This is a genomic window from Streptomyces sp. NPDC027962, assembly GCF_055566095.1.
The window spans coordinates 9619-33958 of the sequence record NZ_JBVHTA010000039.1; the positions used below are offsets into that span (position 1 = coordinate 9619).

The following is a 24340-nucleotide window of genomic DNA, read 5'->3' on the forward strand; positions in this document are numbered from 1 at the left end:
TGTCTCCGATCGGTCAGTTGCTGGTCCGAGGCGCGTTCTCGTCCCGGTCTGCGAGCGTCTTGGCGATGACGCCCAGGGCCTCGGGCCGGGCCATGCCGGCGTGGTCGGTGTCCAGGTGGTGCTCCTCGATGCGTCCCGTGACGTGGGGGCGCCAGCTTGCCGGGGTGAGCGCCGGGTCGGTGCGGCCGGCGCCGGCGGCGAAGAACACCAGGTCGCCCTCGAAGGGCTGGGGCCGGAAGTTCTGGATGAGGCGCGTGTTGTTGAGGAAGACGGTGACCATGCGGCCGACCGAGTCGTCGTCGAGGTTGGCCAGGGCGCTGCCCGCCTCGCGCAGGGCGTCGAGGACGGGGGCGCGCTGCAGCGGGGCGTCGCCGAAGGTGTCGCGGTCGATGCCGGCGGCGTTGAGGAGGATCGCCAGGACCTGTTCCTCGCCGACCTCGTGTTCGGTGCCGTCGTAGGCGTCGGGGTAGGCGTCGAGGACGGCGAGCAGGCTCACCCGGGCGCCTTCGGCCTCCAGGCGGGTGGCGACGGCGTGGGCGACGAGGCCGCCGAAGGACCAGCCGAGGATCTCGTAGGGGCCGTCGGGCACCGTTTTGCGGATCTGTTCGGCGTAGTCGCGGGCCATGGCGTCGATGTCGTCGGGCAGGGGCTCCTCGCGGGCCAGGCCGCGGGCCTGGAGGGCGTACAGGGGCTGTTCGCGGTCGGTGTGGTGCAGCAGTGCGGAGTAGATCCAGCCGAAGCCGCCTGCGGGGTGGATGCAGAACAGGGGCGGGCGGCTGCCGCCGGTGCGCAGCGGCAGGACCACTCCGAAGGGGTCGTGGGCGCTGTCGCCGCCGTCGATGCGGGCGGCGAGGGCGGCGGCGGTGGGCGCCTCGAAGAGGGTGCGGACGCCGATGTCGGCGCCGAGGACGCTCTTGAGTCGGCCGACGAGGCGGGTGGCGAGCATGGAGTGGCCGCCGAGTTCGAAGAAGTTGTCGTCGGCGTTGACCCGCTGGGCGCCCAGGATCTCGGCGAACAGGTCGCACAGCATTTCCTCGCGGGGGCCGCGGGGCGGGCGTCCGCTGCCGCCGCCCCAGTCGGGCTCGGGCAGGGCGTCGTGGTCGAGTTTGCCGTTGGGGGTGACGGGCAGGGCGGGCAGGGCGACGAACGCGGCGGGGACCATGTAGTCGGGCAGCTGCTGTTCGAGGTCGGCGCGCAGTTCGTCGGGGCCGGCGCCCGTGGCGCCGGGGGCGGTGACGAGGTAGGCGACGAGGACCTTGTCGCCGGCGCGGCCGGGGCGGGCGACGACGGCGGCGCGGGTGACGTCGGGGTGGGCGGCGAGGGCGGTCTCGATCTCGCCGGGTTCGACGCGGAAGCCGCGGATCTTGACCTGCTGGTCGGCGCGGCCGCAGAAGTGGAGGACGCCGTCCGTGTCGCGGCGGGCGAGGTCGCCGGTGCGGTACATGCGGCCGCCCGTGTCGCCGAAGAGGTGGGCGAAGGGGTCGGCGGTGAAGCGTTCCGCGGTGCGGGCGCTCTGGGACCGGTAGCCGCGGGCGAGTCCGGTGCCGGCGATGTACAGCTCGCCGGTGACGCCGGGCGGTACGGGGCGCAGCCGTTCGTCGAGGACGTAGGCGCGGGTGTTGTCCAGCGGCCTGCCGATGGGGACGGCGGGCGGGATGCGGCCGGGGTCGGTGAACGGCAGCCAGGTGCAGCCCAGGGTGGTCTCGGTGGGCCCGTACAGGGTTTTGACGACGGTGCCGGGGCAGGCGGCCAGGACGCGGCGCACGGCGGTGGGCGACACGACGTCGCCGCCGGTCCATACGTCCTTGAGCCCGGTGAAGACCTCCGGGTCCTGGTCGGCGATGACGCCGAACAGGCCCGCGGTCAGCAGCAGCGAGGTGACGCCGTGGGCGGCGAGGGTGCGCCGCAGGACGGTGGCGTCGATGTCGCCGCGGGGTGCGACGACGATCCGGCCGCCGGCCAGCAGGGGGCTCCACAGTTCGAAGGTGGAGATGTCGAAGGCGTACGGGGAGTGCATCAGGACGCGGGAGCCGGTGTGCATCTGCCAGCAGCGGTCGACGGCCAGCGCGATGGCGTCGCGGTGGGTGATGCCGATGCCCTTGGGCAGGCCGGTCGAGCCGGAGGTGAACATGATGTAGGCGAGCTGGTCGGGCAGGACGGTGACGTGGGGTGCGGTGGTGTCCTGTTCGTCGGCGGCCGTGCCGGCGTCGACGGTCAGGGTGGGCACGGCCAGGCGGGTGGCGGTGGCGGCGTGGTGGGCGTCGGTGAGCAGCAGGGCCGCGTCGGTGTCGGCGAGGACGTGCCGCATCCGGTCGGCGGGGTAGCCGGTGTGCAGCGGCACGTACACGCCGCCGGCCTTGAGGACGGCGAGGGTGGTGACGACGAGCTGCGCGGAGCGTTCGGCCAGGACCGCGACGCGGGTCTCGGTGGTGACGCCGTGGCGGATGAGGTGGCGGGCGAGGCGGTTGGCGCGGGTCTCGAGTTCGGCGTAGGTGAGGTAGGTGCCGCCGCTTTCTGTGACGGCGACGGCGTGCGGGGTGCGGGCTGCCTGTTCGGCGACGCGGCGGGGCAGGGACGCGGCGGCGGTGTGCAGGCCGCGGGGGTGGGCGGTGTCGTTCCAGCCGGTGATCTGCCGGTCCGCCTCGCCGTCGCCGAGGATCGGCACGTCGGCGAGGCGCGTGTCGGGGTCGGCGGCCACGGCCCGCAGGAAGGTGATGAGCCGGTCGGTGAGTGCTTGTGCGGTGGTGCGGTCGAACAGGTCGGTGCTGTATTCGAGGACGGCGTCGATGCCGTGGGCCTCGCCTGCGGGGCCGTGCCGTTCCGCCAGGTTGAACGTCAGGTCGAACTTGGCGGCGCCCAGGTGGGCGACCTCGGGGCGGGCGGTGAGCCCGGGCAGTTCCAGGACGGCTTCGGGGGTGTTCTGCAGGGCGAGCAGCACCTGGAAGAGGGGGTGGCGGGACAGGGATCGGCCGGGGTGGGCGTCCTCGACGAGTTTGTCGAAGGGCACGTCCTGGTGGGCGTAGGCGGCGAGGTCGAACTCCCGGACGCGGTCGAGGAGTTCGCGGAAGGTGGGGTCGCCGGAGGTGTCGGTGCGCAGGACGAGGGTGTTGACGAAGAAGCCGACGAGGTCGTCGAGTGCGTCGTCGGTGCGGCCGGCGACGGGGCTGCCGACGGGGATGTCGGTGCCGGCGCCGTGCCGGGTCAGGACGGCGGAGACGGCGGCCTGCAGCACCATGAACAGGCTGGCGCCGCCGGCGCGGGCGAGGGTGAGCAGCCGGCCGTGCAGGTCGGCGTCGAGGGTGCGGAAGACGGCTTCGCCGCGGTGTGCGGGGGTGGCGGGCCGGGGCCGGTCGGCGGGGAGCTGGAGCTCCTCGGGCAGGCCGGCGAGTGCTTGTCTCCAGTGGGCGGACTGCCGGCTGATGAGGCTGGTGGGGTCGTCCTCGTCGCCGAGGAGGTCGCGTTGCCACAGGGTGTAGTCGGCGTACTGGACGGGCAGCGGCGCGAAGCCGGGGGCGCGGCCGGCGGTGCGGGCGGCGTAGGCCTCTGCGAGGTCGCGGGTCAGGGGCGCAAGCGACCAGCCGTCGCCGGCGATGTGGTGCAGCAGGAGCAGCAGGACGTGCTCGTCGGCGCCGAGGCGGAACACCGTGGCGCGCAGCGGCAGTTCGCGGGTGAGGTCGAAGCTGTGGCGGGCGGCGGCCGCCAGGTCGGTGGTGAGGGTGTCCTCGCTGCTGTCGGCCAGGGCGAGGGCGGGCCGGGCGGTCTCAGGGGCGAGGACGAGCTGGTGGGGGCTGCCGTCGTCGCCTTCGGGGAAGACGGTGCGCAGGGTTTCGTGGCGGTCCACGAGGTCGCCGAGGGCGGCGGTCAGGGCGGTCTGGTCGAGGCGGCCGGTGAGGCGCAGTGCGACGGGCATGTTGTAGCCGGGGTCGCCGCCGGTGAGGCGGCCGAGGAACCACAGGCGCCGCTGGGCGTAGGACAGCGGGAGCCGGTCGGGCCGGGTGGCGGGCAGCAGGGCCGGGCGGGTGCCCTGCGTCTGCTCCAGCCGCTCCCCCAGGCCCGCGGCGGTGGGCGCCTCGAACAGGTCGCGCAGGGTGGCTTCGGCGCCCAGGACGGTACGGATGCGGGAGATGAGGCGGGTGGCGAGCAGCGAGTGGCCGCCGAGGTCGAAGAAGTTGTCGTCGATGCCGACGCGTTCGGTGCGCAGGACCTCGGCGAACAGGCCGCACAGGATCTCCTCGCGCGGTGTGCGCGGGCCGCGGCCGGCGGCGCTCGGGGCGTCGGGGGCGGGCAGGGCGGCCCGGTCGAGTTTGCCGTTCACAGTGAGCGGCAGCGCCTCGAGCGGCACGTAGGCGGTGGGGACCATGAAGTCGGGCAGGCGGGCGGCCAGGTGCTCGCGGACGCCGGCCAGGTCGGCGCCGGGCCGGGGCACCACGTAGGCGACGAGCCGTTCGCCGTGCGGCAGCACCGCGGCCTGGGCGATGTGCCCATGGGCGGTGAGGGCTGACTCGACCTCGCCGGGCTCCACACGGAAGCCGCGGATCTTGACCTGGTGGTCGATGCGGCCGGCGAACTCCAGCTCGCCGGCGCTGTTCCAGCGCCCGAGGTCGCCGGTGCGGTACATGCGGGTGCCGGGTGCGCCGTAGGGGTCGGCGACGAACCGTTCCGCGGTGGTGCGCGGGCGGCCGAGGTAGCCGCGGGCGACGCCCGCGCCGGCCAGGTACAGCTCGCCGGTGACACCGGCCGGCACCGGGCGCAGTGCACTGTCGAGGACGTAGACGCGGTCGTGGTCGACGGGCCGTCCGATGGGGGCGGAGGCCGGCCAGGCGGCGGGGTCGGCGGCCAGGGTGTGGGTGGTGACGGCGTGCGTCTCGGCGGGGCCGTACACGTTGTGCAGGCGGCGGCCGGGGACGGCGCGGGCGAAGGCGCGCACGCGTTCGGTGGGGGTGAGGGCCTCGCCGCCCTGGAGGACGTCGGTGAGGTGGGGCAGGGTGCGGCCCTGCTCGGCCGCGGCCTCCGCGAGCGCCTCGATGACGAGGTTGGGGGCGAACAGTTCGCCGATCTGCTGCTCCTCGAGCCAGCCGGACAGGAGTTCGGCGCTGCGGCGGACCTCCTCCGGGGGCACCACGAGGGTCTTGCCCATCACCCACGGGGAGAGGATCTCCTGTACCGAGAAGTCGAAGCCGATGGCGGTGAACTGGGCGGTGCGGACCCCGGTGCCGCCGGGGAAGCGGCGGGTGTGCCAGGTCAGCAGGTTGACCAGGCCGGCGTGGGGCATGACGACGGCCTTGGGGGTGCCGGTGGAGCCGGAGGTGTGGATGACGTACGCCGGGTGGGCGGGCAGCAGTGGTGTGGTGCGGTCGGCGTCGGTGAGGTCGCTGTCGTCGTAGGCGGACAGGTCCTGTGGCAGGGCGGTGAGGACGGTCACCGGCCGCGCGTCGTCGATCATGAACGCGATGCGTTCGGCCGGGTAGGAGATGTCGATGGGCAGGTAGGCGGCGCCGGTCTTGAGGACGGCGAGCACGGCGACGTACAGGTCCGGCGAGCGCGGCAGGCGCAGGGCGACGATCTGCTCGGGGCCCGCGCCCAGGGTGATGAGGTGGCGGGCGAGGCGGTTGGCGCGGGTGTTGAGCTCGGCGTAGGTCAGCCGGCCGTCGTCGTGCATCAGCGCCAGAGCGTGCGGCGTACGCGCCACTTGGCGGCTCAGAAGTTCCGGTACGCGCGCATCGTGGGTGTGCTCCGCTGCGTGCGTGGTGTTCCAGTCGTCGAGGATGCGGTGGCGTTCCGCAGGGTCGAGGAGTTCGACGCGGCCGATGGTGGTGTCCGGGTCGTCTGCGACGGCGGCGAGGAGCCGCAGCAGCCGGTCGACGAGCGCCTGGGCGGTGGTGCGGTCGAACAGGTCGGTGGCGTATTCCAGGGCGGCCTGGATGCCGCCGGGGCCGCCGCCTGCGGCGCGGAGTTCGACCATGCTCAGGTGCAGGTCGAACTTGGCGATGCCGACGCCGACGGGCAGTGCCCGGGCGTCGAGGCCGGGCAGGGCCAGGCGTGCCTCGCCGCTGTTCTGGAAGGCGAGCATGACCTGGAAGAGGGGGTGGCGGGCCAGGGACCGTTCGGGGCGCAGGCGTTCGACGAGCTTTTCGAAGGGCACGTCCTGGTGGGCGTAGGCGGCGAGGTCCGACTCGCGTACCCGCTCCAGCAGTGCGCGGAAGGTGGGGTCGCCGGAGGTGTCGGTGCGCAGGACGAGGGTGTTGACGAAGAAGCCGACGAGGTCGTCGAGTGCGTCGTCGGTGCGGCCGGCGACGGGGCTGCCGACGGGTATGTCGGTGCCGGCGCCGTGCCGGGTCAGCAGGGCGGCGAACGCGGCCTGCAGCACCATGAACAGGCTGGCCCGGCCGTCGGTGGCGAGGGCGGCGAGCCGCTGGTGCAGGGCGGGGTCGACGGCGAAGGGGACGGTGTCGCCGCGGTGGGTGGCGACGGCGGGCCGGGGCCGGTCGCAGGGCAGCTGCAGTTCCTCGGGGAGGTGGTCGAGCGCGGCGGCCCAGTGCGCCAGCTGGCGGGCGTGGAGGCTGCTCGGGTCGTCCTCGTCGCCGAGGAGGTCGCGCTGCCACAGGGCGTAGTCGGCGTACTGGACGGGCAGCGGCGCGAAGCCGGGGGCGCGGCCCGCGGCGCGGGCGGCGTACGCCTCGCCGAGGTCGCGGGCGAGCGGCGGCCAGGACCAGCCGTCGCCGGCGATGTGGTGCATCAGCAGCAGCAGGACGTGTTCGTCGCCGCCGAGGCGGAACAAGGTGGCGCGCAGCGGCAGTTCGCGGGCGAGGTCGAAGCCGCGGCGGGCGGCGCGGGTGAGGTCCGCGTCGAGGGTGGCGGCGTCGGTGTCGGCGGTCTCGAAGTGGGGTGCGGCGTCGTCGAGGATGTGCTGGCGCGGGATGCCGTCGTGTTCGGGGTAGACGGTGCGCAGTGCTTCGTGGCGGGCGGTGACGTCGGCGAGTGCGGCGCGCAGGGCGGCCTCGTCGAGGGGGCCGGTGAGCCGCAGGCTCATCGGGATGTTGTAGGTGGCGCTGGGGCCTTCCATGCGGTGCAGGAACCACAGCCGGTACTGCGCGAAGGACAGTGGTATCTCGTCGGGGCGGGTGCGGGCGGTGAGCGCGGGGCGGGCTTCCTGGGCGCCGTCGACGCGTTCGGCGAGTGCGGCGACGGTCGGGGCCTGGAACAGGTCGCGGACGGCGAGTTCGGCGCCCAGCACGGTGCGGATGCGGCTCAGCAGCCGGGTCGCGAGCAGCGAGTGGCCGCCGAGGTCGAAGAAGCTGCGGTCGACGCCGACCGCGGGCAGGCCCAGTACCTCGGCGAACAGGGTGGACAGGATCTCCTCGCGGCGGGTGCGCGGGGCCGCTCCTGCGGCCTGGTCGCCGAGGTCGGGGGCGGGCAGCGCGTCGCGGTCGAGTTTTCCGTTGGCGGTCAGCGGCAGGGTGTCGAGCAGGACGTAGGCGGCGGGCGCCATGTGGGCGGGCAGGCGCCCCGCGACGAGGTCGCGCAGTTCGCCGACGAGCCGGCCGTCGTGGCGGGGGCGGGCGGGGTCGCCTGCGAGGGTCCGGTCGCCGCCGTGCGGCAGGTAGGCGGTGCCGTCGCCGGCGTACACGTCGAACGTGTCGTCGTCTTCGCCCCAGGTGCAGACGGCGCCGAGGGCGTACACGCGGTGCGGGTCGACACTGCCGGCGGGCGCGGGGGCGTCGAGCAGGGCGCAGGCGTCGGCGAGTTCCCCGCGCTCGAGTGCCGCTCGTGCGCGCGTCTCGTGCACGAGGCGGGCGTTGGGTATGCCGGCGATGCGCACGGGGCGGGGGCCGGCGACGACGCGGGCGAGTTCGTCGAGGGTGTCGAGGTCGCTGCCCCAGTGCAGGGTCTCGGCCGGCGTGTCGGTGGGTTCGCCGCCGCGGCGCAGGGTGACGTCGTAGCGGTGGCGGCTCATCTCGTTGTGGTGGGCGCCGGTGCGCAGGGTGATGTCGGCACGGGTCAGGTGCGGGTCGCGGGCGACGAGGTGGGGGAAGAAGTCCGGGTCGAGCAGGAGCTCCTTCTCGGTGGTGAGGGACTGCTCGACGGCGCGGCGTACGGCGGCGGGGTCGGCGAAGGCGCCGGCGCGGCGCAGTTCGACGGCGGTGCGGAAGGCGGTGAGGGTGCGCAGGTTGCGGATGTCGCCGAGGAAGATCGTGCCGCCGGGGGCGAGCAGTCCGGCGGCCCGGTGCAGGACGTCGGCGAGGTAGCGGGCGTCGGGGAAGTACTGGACGACGGAGTTGAGGACGACGGCATCGAAGCGTCCCTTGGGCAGGTCGTCCATCTCGTGGGCCGCCCGGGCGCGGACGGTGACCTTGTCCGCCAGGTCGGGCCGGGCCTCGAGGTGGTTCTTGAGCTGGGCGATGACGCTGTGGGAGAGGTCGGTGCCCCAGTACTCCTCGACGTGCGGTGCGACCTGGGACAGGATCAGGCCGGTGCCGCAGCCGATCTCCAGGACGCGTGCGGGGCGCAGGGCGAGGACGCGTTCGACGGTGGAGGCGCGCCATTCGCGCATCTCCTCCAGCGGAATCTCCTCGGCGGTGTAGCTGCTGTTCCAGCCGGAGAAGTCCTCGCCGAAGGCGCGGCCGGGTTCGGCCTCGTACAGCGATTCGTAGGTCTGCTGCCACATGTCGACCTGGTCGGTGCCCTCACGGCCGTCGCCCGGGCCGGTGTCGGCGGTGGTGTCGCGTACGACGTAGGCGACGAGCTGTCTGTCGCCGGCGGTGTCCTCGCGGGCGATGACGGCGCTGGTGGCGACGGCGGGGTGGGCGGTGAGGGCGGTTTCGATCTCGCCGGGTTCGACGCGGAAGCCGCGGATCTTGACCTGCTGGTCGGCGCGGCCGGCGAAGTGCAGCTGCCCTTCGGTGTCCAGGCGTGCCAGGTCGCCGGTGCGGTACATGCGGGTGCCGGTCTCGCCGAACAGCAGGGCGTACGGGTCGGGGACGAAGCGCTCGGCGGTCAGCGCGGGGCGGCCCAGGTAGCCGCGGGCGATGCCGGCGCCGGAGACGTACATCTCGCCGGTGACGCCGGGCGGCACGGGCCGCAGCCGCTCGTCGAGGACGTAGACGCGGGCGTGGGCGACGGGCCGGCCGATGGGCAGGGCCGCGCCGTCGGCGGCGGGGGCGCTCATGGTGGCGCACACGGTGGTCTCGGTGAGCCCGTAGGCGTTGACCATGCGGCGGCCGGGCGCGAAGCGGGAGATCTGGTCGGGGGCGGTGGCGTCGCCGGCGACGATCAGGTCGGTGCCGGGCGGCAGGGCACGGTCGGGCAGGGCGGGCAGGGCGCTGGGCGGCAGGGCGATCAGGGTGATGTGCCGGTCGTGGACGAGCCGGGCCAGCGACGGGCCGGGCAGCAGGTCGTCGGCGTCGGCCAGGACGAGTCCGGCGCCGGTCAGCAGCGCGGAGGTGAGCTCCCACAGGGCGGCGTCGAAGCTGATGGACGCGAAGTTCAGGACGCGGCTGTGGGTGCCGAGGCCGAAGGCGGCGGCCTGGGCGGGCAGGGTCGCGGCGGCCGCGCGGTGCGCGACGACGACCCCCTTGGGCAGGCCGGTGGAGCCGGAGGTGTAGATGACGTAGGCGGCGTGGGCGGGCAGCAGCGGCGCGCTGCGGTCGGCGTCGGTGAGGTCGCCGGCGTCGTAGCCGTCCAGGTCGTCGGGCAGGGCGGTGAGGACGAGCGCGGGCGCCGCGTCGGCGTGCATGTGGGCGATGCGGTCGGCCGGGTAGTCGGGGTCGACGGGCAGGTAGGCGGCTCCGGACTTCCACACCGCGAGCAGGGCGGTGATCAGCTCCAGGGAGCGCGGCAGTTGGAGGGCGACGATCTGTTCGGGTCCTGCGCCGTGGGTGACGAGGTGGCGGGCGAGGCGGTTGGCGCGGGCGTTGAGCTCGGCGTAGGTCAGCGACCGGTCGCCCATGACGAGGGCGGTGGCCTCGGGAGTGCGGGCGGCCTGCGCCTCGAACAGGGCGGTGAGGGTGTGCTCGCCGGGCACGGGCGCGTCGGTGGTGTTGAGGGTGACCAGCAGGCGGTGGCGTTCGGCGGCGTCGAGCAGGTCGATGGAGCCGATGGTGCGCTCGGGTTCGGCGGTGACGGCGTCCAGCAGGCGCACCAGGCGGGCGCCGAGGGCTTCGACGGTGGCGCGGTCGAAGAGTTCGGTGCTGTATTCCCAGTCGCCGCGGATGCCGGTGCGGGTGCCGTCGGCGGCGTGCTCCTCGACGACGGCGAGGCCGAGGTCGAACTTGGCGAAGTGGACGCGGACCGGTTCGGGCGCGACGGCCAGGCCCGGCAGGGCGAGGTCGGCGGCGGGCATGGACTGCAGGGCCAGCACGACCTGGAAGAGCGGGTTGCGGGCCAGGGTGCGCTCCGGGTTGACCTCTTCGACGAGTTTCTCGAAGGGCAGGTCCTGGTGCGTGTAGGCGGCGAGGTCGAACTGCCGTACCCGCTCGAGGAGTTCGCGGAAGGTGGGGTCGCCGGAGGTGTCGGTGCGCAGGACGAGGGTGTTGACGAAGAAGCCGACGAGGTCGTCGAGTGCGTCGTCGGTGCGGCCGGCGACGGGGCTGCCGACGGGGATGTCCGTGCCGGCGCCGTGCCGGGTCAGCAGGGCGGCGAACGCGGCCTGCAGCACCATGAACAGGCTGCTGTCGCACGCCTTGGCCAGCGCGGTGAGCCGCTCGTGCAGGTCGGCGTCGATCCGGAAGGGCACGGTGGCGCCCTGGTGGCTCGAGGCGGCGGGCCGGGGCCGGTCGCAGGGCAGGTCCAGGTGGGCTGGAGAGCCGCTCAGCGCCTGGCGCCAGTGGGCGAGCTGGGCGCCGTGCAGGCTGGTGGGGTCGTCCTCGTCGCCGAGGAGGTCGCGTTGCCACAGGGTGTAGTCGGCGTACTGGACGGGCAGCGGCGCGAAGCCGGGGGCGCGGCCGGCGGTGCGGGCGGCGTAGGCCTCTGCGAGGTCGCGGGTCAGGGGCGCAAGCGACCAGCCGTCGCCGGCGATGTGGTGCAGCAGGAGCAGCAGGACGTGCTCGTCGGCGCCGAGGCGGAACACCGTGGCGCGCAGCGGCAGTTCGCGGGTGAGGTCGTAGGGCTGGGCGGCGGCCTCTTCGAGCAGGCCGGCGAGATGGTGCTCGTCGGTGGGGACGGTGTCGAGGTCGGGCACCGCGTCGGCGGGGGTGAGGATGTGCTGGTAGGGCTCGCCCGCGTGGCTGGGGTAGAGGGTGCGCAGCGTTTCGTGGCGGGCCATGACGTCGGCGAGCGCGGCGCGCAGTGCCGCCTTGTCGAGGGTGCCGGTCAGGCGCAGCGCGAGGGGGATGTTGTAGGTGCTGTTGGGTCCGTCGAGGCGGCCGAGGAACCACAGGCGGCGCTGGGCGTGCGACAGCGGGAGCCGCTCGGGCCGGGCGGCGGGGGTGAGCGCGGGGCGGGCTCCGGCCGCCCGGTCGAGGCGTGCACCGAGGCCGGCGACGGTGGGCGCCTCGAACAGGTCGCGCAGGGAGGTCTCGACGCCCAGGACGGTACGGATGCGGGAGATGAGGCGGGTGGCGAGCAGCGAGTGGCCGCCGAGGTCGAAGAAGTTGTCGTCGATGCCGACCTGCGGCACCTTCAGCACGGCGGCGAACAGGGTGGCGAGGATCTCCTCGCGCGGGGAGCGCGGGGTGCGCTGCACCGCGGCGGCGGCCTGCGGTGCGGGCAGGGCGGCCCGGTCGAGTTTGCCGTGGGCGGTCAGCGGCAGCGCGTCCAGGGGCACGATCGCGGCGGGCACCATGAAGTCGGGCAGGGTGCGGGCGAGTTCGCCGCGTACGGCTGCCGTATCGAGACTCTGGTGGGCGGGGACGGCGTAGGCGACGAGGCGTTTGTCGCCGGGCCGGTCCTCGCGGACGACGACGGCGGCGCGGGCGACGGCGGGCAGGGCGGTGAGGGCGGCCTCGATCTCGCCGGGTTCGATGCGGAAGCCGCGGATCTTGACCTGGTGGTCGGCGCGGCCGGCGAACTCCAGCTGCCCGTCGGTGTTCCAGCGGCCGAGGTCTCCGGTGCGGTACATGCGGGCGCCGGGCTCGGGGGCGTAGGGGTCGGCGACGAAGCGTTCGGCGGTGAGCTTCGGTTGGTGCAGGTAGCCGCGACAGACGCCGGCGCCCGCCAGGTACAGCTCCCCCACGGTGCCCGGCGGCACCGGGCGCAGGGCGCTGTCCAGGACGTATGCGCGGGCGCCGGTGACGGGGCGGCCGATGGGGGCGGGCTCGTTCCAGGCGGCGGCGTCGGCGGGCAGGGCGGTGCCGGTCATCACATGGGTCTCTGCGGGCCCGTAGTGGTTGTGCAGCCGGCGGCCGGGCTGGGCGGCGGTGAACTCGCGCACGGTGCGGGTCGGGGCGAGGGCCTCGCCGGCCTGGGCGATGTGGCGCAGGTCGGGCAGGGTGCGGCCCTGCTCGGCCGCGGCCTCGGCGACGGCTTCGATGACGAGGTTCGGTGCGTACAGCTCGGCGATGTGCTGCGTCTCGAGCCAGCCGGTGAGCTGTTCGGCGCTGCGGCGGACCTCTTCGGCGGGGACGACGAGGGTCTTGCCGTGCAGCAGGGCGGAGAGGATCTCCTGGGCGGCGACGTCGAAGCCGATGGTGGTGAACTGGGCGACGCGGGTGCCCGCGCCGCCGGGTATCTCGCGCTGGTGCCAGGCGAGCAGGTTGACCAGTGCCTGGCCGGGCATGACGACGGCCTTGGGGGTGCCGGTGGAGCCGGAGGTGTAGATGACGTACGCCGGGTGGGCGGGCAGCAGCGGCGTGGTGCGGTCGGCGTCGGTCAGGTTCGTGCCGTCGTAGGCGGACAGGTCCTGGCCGGTCTCCTGGCCGGTGAGGACCACGGCGGGGCGGGCGTCGGCCATCATGAACGCGATGCGGTCGGCCGGGTAGGCGGTGTCCACCGGCAGGTAGGCGGCGCCGGTCTTCAGGACGGCCAGGAGCGCGACGTACAGTTCCGGGCTGCGCGGCAGGCGCAGGGCGACGACCTGTTCGGGGCCCGCGCCCTGTTCGACGAGGCGGCGGGCGAGCCGGTTGGCGCGCATGTTGAGCTCGGCGTAGGTCAGTGAGGTGTCGCCCACGACGAGGGCGGTGGCCTCGGGGGTGCGGGCGGCCTGCGCCTCGATGAGGGCGGGCAGGGTGGCGGGCCGTGCGGCGTCACCGGCCGGGTTGAACTCGTGCAGGACCTGGTGGCGTTCGCTCTCCAGGAGCAGGTCGAGGCGGCCGACGGGCAGGGCGGGGCCGTGTGCGGCGATGTCGGCGAGCAGCGCGTCGAGCCGGCCCAGCAGGCGTCGGGCGCCGGCCTCGTCGATTACGTCGCAGCGGTGGTCGAGGCGGAAGCGGATGCTCCGGCCGGGGATGGCGAGCAGACTCAGCGGGTAGTGGGTGGCGTCGCCCACTTCGAAGCCCGCCAGGCGCATGCCGCGTGCTTCTGCGGTCAGGACGGCCGGGTCGAGCGGATAGTTCTCGAACACGACGACGGTGTCGAAGAGTTCGCCGGTGCCCGCGGCGGACTGGACCTCGGTGAGGGACAGGTGGCGGTGCTCGATGAGCGCGGCCTGTTCCTGCTGGAGCCGGCCGAGGAGCTCGGCGAGGGTCTCGAAGGGCCGGACGCGGACACGGACCGGCAGGGTGTTGATGAACATGCCGATGGTCGACTCGATGCCGGGGATCTCCGGCGGCCGGTGGGCGACGGTCGCACCGAACACGACGTCGTCGCGGCCCAGTTCACGGCCGAGCAGCAGCGCCCAGGCGCCCTGCACGAGGGTGTTGAGGGTCAGGCCCGCCGCGCGGGCGTGCGCGGTGAGCTGCGCGGTCGTCGCCTCGTCGATCTCGTGCCAGATCTGGCCGGGCAGGGCGGCCGCGGCGGTACCGCCGCGGCCCGCTCCGGCGCCCGCGAGCAGGCTCGGGCCCTCCAGGCCGTCCAGCGCGGTGCGCCAGGCGGCGCGGGCGGCGTCGTCGTCGCGGCCGGCGAGCCACGCCAGGTAGGCGCGGTAGGGGGTGACGGGCGGCAGGCCCGCGTCGTCGCCGCGCTGCTCGTACAGGGTGAACAGTTCACGCACCAGCAGGGGCATGGACCAGCCGTCGAGGAGCAGGTGGTGCGTGGTCAGGACGAGCTTGTGGTGTTCGGGGGCGAGGGTGAGCAGGCCGAAGCGGATCAGCGGCGGGGCGCCGGGGTCGAAGCGCTCGGCGCGGTCGTCGGCGATGTAGCGCCGGGCGGCCTGCTCGCGTTCGGTGCCGGTGAGGGCGCTCAGGTCGCGGGTGTGCCAGGGCAGCGGCACCTCGTGGGGCACGAACTGGACGGGCCGCTCCACGTTGTTCTGCCAGAACCCGGCACGCAGGTTGGGGTGGCGGCGCAGCAGGGTGCGGGCGGCGGCCCGCAGGTCCGCCGCGTCCAGCGGGCCGCGCAGCTCGAAGACCATCTGGACGGTGTAGACGTCGGTGCCCCGGGTCTCGGCTCCGTAGGTGACCTGGAAGAGGAGGCCTTCCTGGAGCGGGGACAGGGGCAGGACGTCGGCGAGGCCGTTCTGGGTCATGGGGACACCTTCCACGCGGCTTCGAGCTGGTCGATCTGGGCCTGGCTGAGGGAGACCAGGGACAGGTCGGAGGGGGTGATGCCGCCCGCGTCGGGGCGCATCGCATGGGTGACGAGGGCGGTCAGGGCCCGGAACCAGGTGTCGCCGAGGTCGCGCACGGCGGGCTCGTCGAACAGGCGGCCCGCCCAGGTCCAGGTGGCCTGCAGGCGGGGCCCGGCGGGCTCGTCGCGGGTGAGGGCGTTGACCTCGACGGCGTGCGCGAGCGGCAGAGCGGGGTCGGTGCCGTCTCCGATCGCTTCGGCGTCGGGCGCGGCGGCCCACAGGCCGTCGGCGCCCTCGGAGGCGAACCGGCCCAGGTAGTTGAAGCCGATGGCGGGGGTGCCGTGCGGGGCGAGCGCGGCGAGGCTGCGGCCGGTACGGGCGTCCAGGTGGCGCAGCAGGCCGTGGCCGATGCCGCCGTCGGGGATCTGGCGCAGCTGTTCCTTGATCCGTTTGACGGCGGTCCCGGCGGCGGGGCCGCCTGCCAGCGCCTCGTCCCGGTCGAGCGTTCCGGGCGCCAGGCGCACCGGGTACATGCTGGTGAACCAGCCGACGGTGCGGGAGAGTTCGGCGCCGCTCGTGCCGGGTTCGCGGCCGTGTCCTTCGAGGTCGATCAGGACGGTGTCGCTGTCGCCGAGGCCGCGGCGGCGGCGCCAGTCGGCGACGGCGAGCGCGAACGCGGTGAGCAGGATGTCGTCGACGCGCCCGTTGAACGCGGCGGTCACGGTGGTCAGCAGCGCGGCCGTGGTCTCGTGGTCGAGGGTGAGGTCGAGGCTGCGGGCGGTCGCGGCGGTGTCGAGGTGCGGGTCGAGGGGCTGGGCGGTGATTGGTGCGCAGCCGCCTGCCAGCATCCCGGTCCACAGGGCGAGTTCGGCGGCGCGTTCGGGCCGCCGGGCTTCCCGGGCGAGGTGCTGGGCCCAGGCGCGGAAGGAGGTGGTGACGGGCAGCAGGGTGGTGCCGTCGGCGCCGGGCGCGGTCGCCTCCCAGGCCGTTTTCAGGTCCGGGAGCAGGATGCGCCAGGAGACGCCGTCGACGACCAGGTGGTGCAGGGTCAGCAGGAGCCGGCCGGGGCGGCCTGTTCCCGCGTCGAGCCAGACGGCCTGGCCGCCCAGGCCGGCGAAGGGGGCGAGGCGCTCGCGCGCGAGGGCGGCCTGCTGCCGGGTCAGGGCGGCGAGGGCGGGGTCGTCGAGGCCGGCCGCATCCACGCGGCGTACCCAGTCACCGGCCCGTACGCTGCCGGGCGGCTCGATCCGCATCGTCCACGGGCCCTCGCCCTGGGGTGCGAAGAAGCGGGCCCGCAGCACGTCGTGGTGGTCGAGCAGCGTCTGCACCGCGGCCACGAGCCGCTGCTCGTCCAGGTGCGGTGGGACGGCGACGGTCATCGACTGGCTGAACGCGTCGACGGGGCCGCCGCGTTCGCGCAGCCAGTGCATGATCGGGGTGAGCGGCACCTCGCCACTCGCGTCGGCGGCGACGGACGCCTGCGGGCCGTCGTCCTCGGTGAGCGAGGCGGCGACGCCTGCGAGCTGGGCGACCGTCTTGTGCTCGAAGATCTGCGCGGCGTTCAGCACCAGCCCGGCCCGGCGGGCCTTGCCGACGAGCTGGATGACCATGATGCTGTCGCCGCCGCGGTCGAAGAAGCTGTCGTCGATGAAGACGCGTTCGGTGCCGAGGACTTCGGCGAACAGGACCGCCAGGAGCTCTTCGCGCGGGGTGCGCGGGGCGCGGCCGGCGCTGTCGGCGGCCCCGTAGTCGGGGGCCGGCAGGGCCTGCCGGTCGAGCTTGCCGTTGCCGGTCAGCGGCAGCGCGTCGAGGGCGACGCATGCGGCGGGCACCATGTAGTCGGGCAGCGCGGCGGCGACGTGGCCGCGCAGCCGGGCGGCGTCGGCGGTGGCGCCGGGCGCCGGCACGACGTAGGCGACGAGCCGTTTGTCGCCGGGCCGGTCCTCGCGGACCAGGACGGCGCTCTGCGCGACGCGCGGGTGGGCGGTGAGGACGGCCTCGATCTCGCCGAGTTCGATGCGGAAGCCGCGCACCTTGACCTGGTGGTCGGCGCGGCCGAGGAACTCCAGGACACCGTCCTGCCGGCGGCGCACCAGGTCGCCGGTGCGGTACATGCGGGCGCCGGGGGCGTGCGGGTCGGCGACGAAGCGTTCCGCGGTGGCGTCGGGGCGGCCCAGGTAGCCGCGGGCGAGTCCACAGCCGCCGATGTACAGCTCGCCGGTGACGCCGGGCGGCACGGGCCGCAGCCGGTCGTCCAGGACGTGGCAGGTGGTGTTGTCCAGGGGGGTGCCGATGGGGACGGTGGTCTCCTGCTGCCACGGGGAGCGCATGAAGTGGTGGGTGGCGAAGGTGGTGGTCTCGGTGGGCCCGTAGCCGTCGACGACCAGGGTGGCCGGGGAGGCGGCCAGGACGCGGGCGACGGCGGCCGGGGAGACGACGTCGCCGCCGGTCCACACCTCCCGCACACCGGTGAAGCAGTCGGGGCTCTGTTCGGCGAGGAGGTTGAACAGGCCGGAGGTGAGCCACATGCCGGTGACCGCTCCGTCGACGATCGCCCGCGCCAGGGCGCGGGTGTCCAGGTCGCCGGGCGGGGCGACGACAACGGTTCTGCCGGACAGCAGCGGCACCCACAGTTCGTACTGGGAGGTGTCGAAGGAGTACGGGGAGTGCAGCAGGACCCGTTCCTGGTTGCCGGTGCGCCAGCAGGCGTCTGCGGCCAGCGCGGCGACGTCGCCGTGGGTGATGGCGACGCCCTTGGGGGTGCCGGTGGAGCCGGAGGTGTACATCACGTAGGCGAGCTGGTGCGGGTGCGCCGGCAGCACGGGCAGCGGTACGCCCGCCTCGGGCAGGTCGTCGACGACGAACACCTGGGCCTCGCCCGCCCAGGAGGCGCAGTCGTGGGCGGCGTCGGTGGCCCGGTCGGTGAGCAGGACACGGGCGGCGACGTCCGCGGTGATCAGCCGCATGCGGGAGGCCGGGTAGCGGGTGTTGAGCGGCACGTAGAAGCCGCCGGCCTTGAGGACGGCGAGCAGGGACACCACCAGGTCGGTGGAGCGCTGCTGGAGGACGGCGACGGCCGATTCACGGCCGATGCCCGCCGCGGCGAGCCGTGCGGCAAGCCGGCCGGAGCGCAGGTCCAGTTCGGCGTAGGTCAGTTCGGTGCCGTCGTCGCCGGTGACGGCGATCGCGCCGGGGGTGCGCAGGGCCTGGGCGGTGAAGAGTTCGGCGAGGCCTTGGGCGGGGACGGGACGGGCGGTGTCGTTGCAGGCGGCGAGCAGGCCGCGTTCGGTGGCGTCGAGCAGGTCGTGCGCGCCGACGGGCGTCTCGGGTGCGGTGACGGCGGCGTCGAGGAGCCGCAGCAGCCGGCCGGTCAGCGCCTTTGCGGTGGCCCGCTCGTACAGGGCGGTGTCGTATTCGAGGTCGCCGTCGATGCCAGCGAACTCCTCGCCGCTGCCGCGGTGTTCGACGAGGTTGAAGGTGAGGTCGAACTTGGCGACGCCGAAGTCGACGTCCTCGCGCCGCACGTGGAGGCCCTTGAGCTGGGGGCGGGCCTCGAAGTCCTGGTAGGACAGCACCACTTGGAACAGCGGGTGGCGGGCGGCCGACCGCTTCGGCTGCAGCCGCTCGACGACCCGGTCGAAGGGCACGTCCTGGTGGGCGTAGGCGGCCAGCGCCGTGGCGCGTATCCGGGCGAGGAGTTCGGTGAACGTCGGGTCGCCGGAGGTGTCGGCGCGCAGCACGACCGGGTTGACGAAGAAGCCCACCAGGTCGTCGAGCGCACTGTCGGGGCGGGAGGCGGTGGGGCAGCCGATGGGGACGTCGGTGCCCGCGCCCAGGCGGGTGAGCAGGGCGGCGAGGGCGGCCTGCAGCACCATGTGGCAGGTGGCGCCGTGGGCGCGGGCGAAGCGGTCGAGGCGGGCGTGGAGCTCGGGGGCGATCTTCAGCGGGACGGAGCCGCCGCGGTGCTCGGCGACCGGCGGGCGGGGCCGGTCGGCGGGCAGTTCCAGCTGGTCGGGCAGGCCGGCCAGGGCGTTCTCCCAGTGCGCCAGCTGCCGTCCGGCCAGGCTGGTGGGGTCGTCGGCGTCGCCGAGGAGTTCACGCTGCCACACGGCGAAGTCGGCGTAGGTGACGGGCAGCGGGGGGAAGTCGGGGGCCTTCTGGGCGAGCCGGGCGGTGTAGGCGGTGGACAGGTCGCCGAGCAGTGGCCGTAGCGACCAGCCGTCGCCGGCGACGTGGTGCATCAGCAGCAGCAGGACGTTGTCGCCGTCGGGCAGGGTGAACAGGTGGGCGCGCAGCGGCAGCTGGCAGTCGAGATTGAACGGTTCGCGGGCGGCCGCGGTCAGGGCGGCCGGGAGCCGGTCCTCGTCGATGCGCGTCTCGATGACCCAAGGGCGGGCCTGCTCGGGCGGCAGCAGCCGGGGGGTGACGCCGTGCTCGCCGCGCGGGTAGACGGTGCGCAGGCTCTCGTGCCGGGTGACCACGTCGTACAGGGCGGCGCGCAGGGCGGTGCGGTTCAAGGTTCCCGACAGCCGCAGCGCCAGCGGCATGTTGTAGGTGGGTGCGGCGCCCTCGACCTCGCGCAGCACCCACATGCGGTGCTGGGCGTAGGAGGTGGGGCGCGGGCCTTCGCCGTGCGCGAGCCGCCTCAGTGGCGGGCGGCCGGTGCCGGCGGCGGGCAGCCGGGCGGCGAGCCCGGCGGGGGTGGGTGCCTCGAAGAGGTCCTGGATGGTGATCTCGGCGCCGAGGGTGTCGCGGACGGCGGCGATGAGGCGCCCGGCGAGCAGGGAGTGGCCGCCGAGGGTGAAGAAGTCGCTGTCGGCGCCGACGGGTCCGGTGCCGAGGGTGTCGGCGAAGATACGGCGCAGGGCCTCTTCGCGGGCGTCGGCGGGCGCGGCCGGGGCCGGCCCGTCGGCGGGCGCAGGCGTGTGCGGGGCGGGCAGGGCGGTGCGGTCGAGTTTGCCGTTGGCGGTCAGCGGCAGCGCGTCGAGCGGCGTGAAGGAGGCGGGCACGCAGTGCGCGGGCAGTTGCCCGGCCAGCAGGTGCCGCCAGCCGTCCGGGTCGGGCGCGGCGCCGTCGGCGGGGACGGCGTAGGCGGCGAGACGGCGGTCGCCGGGCCGCTCCTCGCGGACGACGACGGCGGCCTGGGCGATGCCGGGGTGGGTGGCGAGCACGCTCTCGATCTCGCCGAGCTCGATACGGAAGCCGCGGATCTTGACCTGGTCGTCGCCGCGTCCCAGGTAGGCGAACGTGCCGTCGTCGAGGCGGCGCACCAGGTCGCCGGTGCGGTACATGCGGGTGCCGGGCGGGCCGTAGGGGTCGGCGACGAACCGTCCGGCGGTCAGCGCGGGCCGGCCCAGGTAGCCGCGGGCCAGGCCCGCCCCGGCGACGTACAGCTCGCCGGTGAAACCGGCCGGCACCGGGCGCAGCGCCGCGTCCAGGACGCGGGGGGCCAGGTCGGGGATGGTGCCGCCGAGCAGGGAGCGGGCGCCGGGGACGGCGTGCCGGGGGCCGAGGGCGGCGTGCGTGACGTGCACGGTGGTCTCGGTGATGCCGTACATGTTGACGAGGCGGGCGGCGGTGCCGCGGCGGGCGTACCAGTCGGCCAGGCGGGCGGGGTCGAGGGCCTCGCCGCCGAACACGATGTGGCGCAGGGCCAGTTCGGGCGGCTGGGGGCGGCCGTGGTCGGCTGCGTCGAGCTGGTGGAAGGCGGTCGGCGTCTGGTTGAGGACGGTGACCTTCTCGCGGGCCAGCAGGTCCAGGAAATCACCGGGCGAACGGCTGACGTGGTACGGGACGACGACGAGCCGGCCGCCGTGCAGCAGCGCGCCGAAGATCTCCCACACGGAGAAGTCGAAGGCGTAGGAGTGGAAGAGGGTCCACACGTCGTCGGCGCCGAAGCCGAACCAGTGGGCGGTGGCGTCGAACAGCCGCACCACGTTGGTGTGCGGGATCACCACGCCCTTGGGGCGGCCGGTGGAGCCGGAGGTGTAGATGACGTAGGCGGGGTGGGCGCCGTCGACGGCCACGAGCGGGTCGGTGTCCGGGTAGCCGGCGAGGTCCTGCGCCATCGTCTCGCCGTCCAGGACGAGGACGGGCCCGGCGTCCTCGATCATCCAGGCGAGGCGGTCGGCCGGGTAGTCGGGGTCCAGCGGCAGGTAGGAGGCACCGGACTTGAGGACCGCGAGGAGCGCGACGACCAGGTCGAGGGAGCGGGGCAGGGTGAGCGCGACGAGCCGCTCGGGCCCGGCGCCCTGCTCGATCAGCCGGTGGGCGAGGCGGTTGGCGCGGGCGTCGAGCTCGGCGTAGGTGAGGTGTTCGCCGTCGTGGCTGACGGCGAGCGCGCCGGGGGTGGCGGCGGCGCGGGCGGCGAAGAGGGTGTGCAGCGCGGGGGCGGGCGTCCCGGCCGCCGGGGTGGCCGGGGTGGTGCCGGCTGCTGTCTCGGCCGCCTCGGTGGTGTCGGCGGCGTGCACGCGGGCGAGGGGCGTGTCGGGGCCGCTCGTGGCGAAGGCGCGCAGGAAGCGGCTGAAGCGCGCCAGATGCGCGTCGGTCTCCGCCTCGCCGTACACCGCCGGGTTGGCCTCGAGGTCGATGCGCGCGCCGGCGCCGTCCGGCTCCTCGTACACGGAGAACTTCAGGTCCTCCACGGGCCCGGTCGACACCGGATGCACGGACGCCGCGGGCCCGCCGAAGTCCAGGCCGCGCGGGTAGGGCATGACGTTGACGACGGGCCCGTACGCGCGTTCGCCGACGGCGCCGAGCTCGCGGCGCACCTCCTCGTACGGGTAGCGCTGGTGGCGCAGCAGCGGCTGCATCGCGTCGCGCACGGCGGCGACCAGGTCGGCGAGCGAGGCGGCGGGGCGGGCTTCGACGTGCAGCGGCGGGACGTTGGCCACGGTGCCCGGCGCGCGGCGGGCGGCCGAGGTGCGGCGTGCGGTGACCGGCAGGCCGAGGGTGATGCCCCGCTCCCCCGTCAGCCACTGGACGTACGCGGCGACGACGGCCGGCAGCGCGACCTGCCGGCCGGTGTCGGCGGCGCGGGCGACGGCGTCGAGGCCGTCCAGCACCTCGCGCCCGGCGAACGCGGTCCGGCGCAGCGCGTGCGGCGCGGCGGGGGCCGTCGTGCCGCCGAGGGTGACGGGGGCGGTGCGGGGGGCGGCGAGCCAGTGGGCGCGGTCGGCGGCGTAGGCGTCACAGGTGCGCCAGGCGGCTTCCGCCTCGACCAGTTCCCGTATGCCGGTGCCGGTGTCGGTGCCGGGCGTGTCGCCGCGGTAGGCGCGGGCGACGCGCTCGGCGACGAGCCGGAAGGCGTAGCCGTCGAGCAGCAGGTGGTGCACGTGCTGGAACCAGCGGTGGCGGCCGGGGGCGAGGGTGATCAGCGCCTGGGTGAACAGCGGCGCGCCGCCGGTGACGTCGAGGGGGCGGCCGATGACGTCCCGCATCCAGGCGTCGGCGGCGGCCGCGGGGTCGTCGGCGCCGCTGACGTCGATCCGGTGCAGGGGGAAGGGGACGTGGTCGGCGATGCTCTGGGTGACGTTCCCGCCGGCGTCGGTGTGGAAGCGCAGCCGCAGCGCGTCGGTGCCGGCGACGGTCTCGCGCAGTGCCGCCTCGAGGCGGTCGGCATCGACGTCGCCGGTGAGTTCGACGTACTCGCCGGTGTTGTAGACGGGACTGCGCGGGTCCCGGGCCTGCGCGAACCAGATGCCGAGCTGGGCTGCCGTCAGTGGCAGGCGCGCGTCGTCGGGAACGGGCACTCTTCCCCCAAGGTCCGGGCCGTCCGCGGCTGGGCGGCGCAATCCCGCTCAGCCTCGCGCCCGGGGTTGACGGGGCGCTGACCCGCTCCTGATGTGCGGCGGGGCCCGCGGGGCCGGTCGTGTCAGCGCAGGCCCGTCTCGAAGGCGTAGATGGCCACATGCACCCGGTTGCGCAGCCGCAGCTTGTTCAGCAGGTTCTGCACATGGGTCTTGACGGTGTGTTCGGACAGCGTCAGCGACTGGGCGATCTCGGTGTTGGACAGTCCGCGGGCCACGAGGTCGAGGATCTCGCACTCGCGGCCGGTGAGCTGCTGCGGCGGCACGTCGGAGACGGTGGGCGCGGTGCGGGGCCGCGCGGGTGCTTCGGCGGGCGCGGGCAGCGGGCCGCGGGTGAGCGAGTAGCCGGCGGCGGCCAGCGAGACGGCGGCGGCCAGTTGCTGCGAGGTGGTGGTCACCGGCAGATGGCCGTGCAGGACGGCCGCGGGGCGCGCGCCGGGTTCGGCGCCGCCGACGGTCAACACCCGTATGCCGGGATCGATGTGGCCGAGCAGGGCGTCGGCCTCGTCTTCCTCGCGCAGTCCGTGGACGAGGAGCACGTCGGGCGCGTGGGTCCGCAGCGCGGCCAGGGCCCGGGGGCCCGGCTCGTCCTCCCCTATGACGCTGATGCCGCCCTGCCCGTCCAGCAGGGAGCGGATGCCGGCCCGGGCGAGCGGGTCGGCGCCGACGAGGAACAGCCGCACCCCGCCGGCCTCAAAGGCCCCGCCGGGCAGCATGCGCAGCACGGAGGCCCCGCCGTGCGCAGGCGCCGTCCGGCCGAAACCGGTTCCCACGTCCGTCGTCATGGCCTGCCCCCTCTCCCGCACTTGTGGTCACCAAGCCCGGTCACGCTATCCGCCGGCCGGCGGACGGCCCGGGCTTCTCCAGCCGGCTTCGAGGGTGCGCTGAGCTGTTCCGGAGCGGGGTCGTGGGGGGGCGGGGGACGGCGGGCTGTCGACGTCACGGTCAACCGGGCTGCTGCTGCACCCGTACGACCAAAACGTGGCTTCGCTGAAGTCCGCCCAGGAGCGGGCATTGGCCTTGCGCACGCCGACCGACAGGCACGCAGTGCATCCTCCGGACACCCGACGGTTCGTCGTATTCCGTCAGCCTGTAGCTCTGCGGGCTCTGTGTCTGCGCCATCGCAGACCCTCCGAAGTCAACAGGAACGGTACGGGCACTTGGCCGCAGAACCAGTCCGGCAGCGCCACGAGCGTTGTCGTGTCCCCGGTCCGTACGACCGTTGCACGGGTGGTGGTGTGAGGCGATACGTGGCTCATCAGGCCCCCTTGAATCGTTCTGTGGGGGTATCGCGATACTGCCTCACGGGGCTGTTTTTGGCCAGGTCCCGGGGGTGCTCCTCGCGATTCTGAGGCGCCCTGGCCTGTGACCGAACCCTGATCAGTCACCTTGCCATTCGTCTTCGACGATGGAATGGACCACTGAGTCGCGCCACTGACCGGCCTTGTAGATGTGCTGCCGGATGGTTCCTTCTTCGGTCATCCCGGCCGAGGTCATTGTTCTGGCGGAAGCCTCGTTGAGAGGTGCACGGGCTCCCCAGATCCTGTGAAGCCCGAGGTCTTCAAATCCGAGTGCGAGTAGCAGGCGCACGGTCCCGAGCCCGAGCCCTACGCCCCAGGTGTCAGGGCGTAGGGCGAAGCCGAAGGTGGCACCACGCGGTTGGTGAGGGTCTGAGGCCATGCGGCCGAACCCGATCAGCTCGGTGGTGTCCCTGTCGATGACCGCAAGGGCGTACTCGGTGCGGGGAGTCGCGGTGGCCGAGGTCATGGACCGGGCGACGATCTGGCCAACCTGCTCGCGTGTCCGCGGTGCAAACGATAGGTGCTCTGTCGCCTCATCGCTGCCGTAGATGGCCAGGAGGGGCTCCACGTCATCGAGAGTGAGTTCACGGAGCTGGAGGCGCGGGCTGCAACGGCTGATCGGGTACATGCGG

Annotated in this window: 3 protein-coding genes and 1 pseudogene; all 4 read right to left on the minus strand. The window is 74.3% G+C overall.

The genetic code is table 11. The features are described from left to right. Positions 1–13 precede the first annotated feature (13 nt). Positions 14–14524, minus strand: a pseudogene (locus ACZ4SA_RS28790) (non-ribosomal peptide synthetase); the annotation flags it as partial. 29 nt (positions 14525–14553) lie between these two features. Next, complete coding sequence (locus ACZ4SA_RS28795; protein WP_468280287.1) at positions 14554–22350, minus strand: amino acid adenylation domain-containing protein; 7797 nt, start codon at positions 22348–22350, stop codon at positions 14554–14556. Positions 22351–22472: 122 nt separating this feature from the next. Further along, positions 22473–23192, minus strand: a complete 720-nt coding sequence (locus ACZ4SA_RS28800) for a response regulator transcription factor (RefSeq protein ID WP_468280290.1) — start codon at positions 23190–23192, stop codon at positions 22473–22475. Positions 23193–23787: 595 nt separating this feature from the next. Beyond that, a complete protein-coding gene (locus ACZ4SA_RS28805) occupies positions 23788–24336 on the minus strand; it encodes a GNAT family N-acetyltransferase (protein ID WP_468280293.1) in 549 nt (182 codons plus the stop codon). Positions 24337–24340 lie beyond the last annotated feature (4 nt).

Excerpts from the sequence above, each read along its gene's own strand:
- ACZ4SA_RS28800 (WP_468280290.1), bottom strand. The coding sequence starts at position 23,192 with ATGACGACGGACGTGGGAACCGGTTTCGGCCGGACGGCGCCTGCGCAC.
- ACZ4SA_RS28805 (WP_468280293.1), bottom strand. The coding sequence starts at position 24,336 with ATGTACCCGATCAGCCGTTGCAGCCCGCGCCTCCAGCTCCGTGAACTC.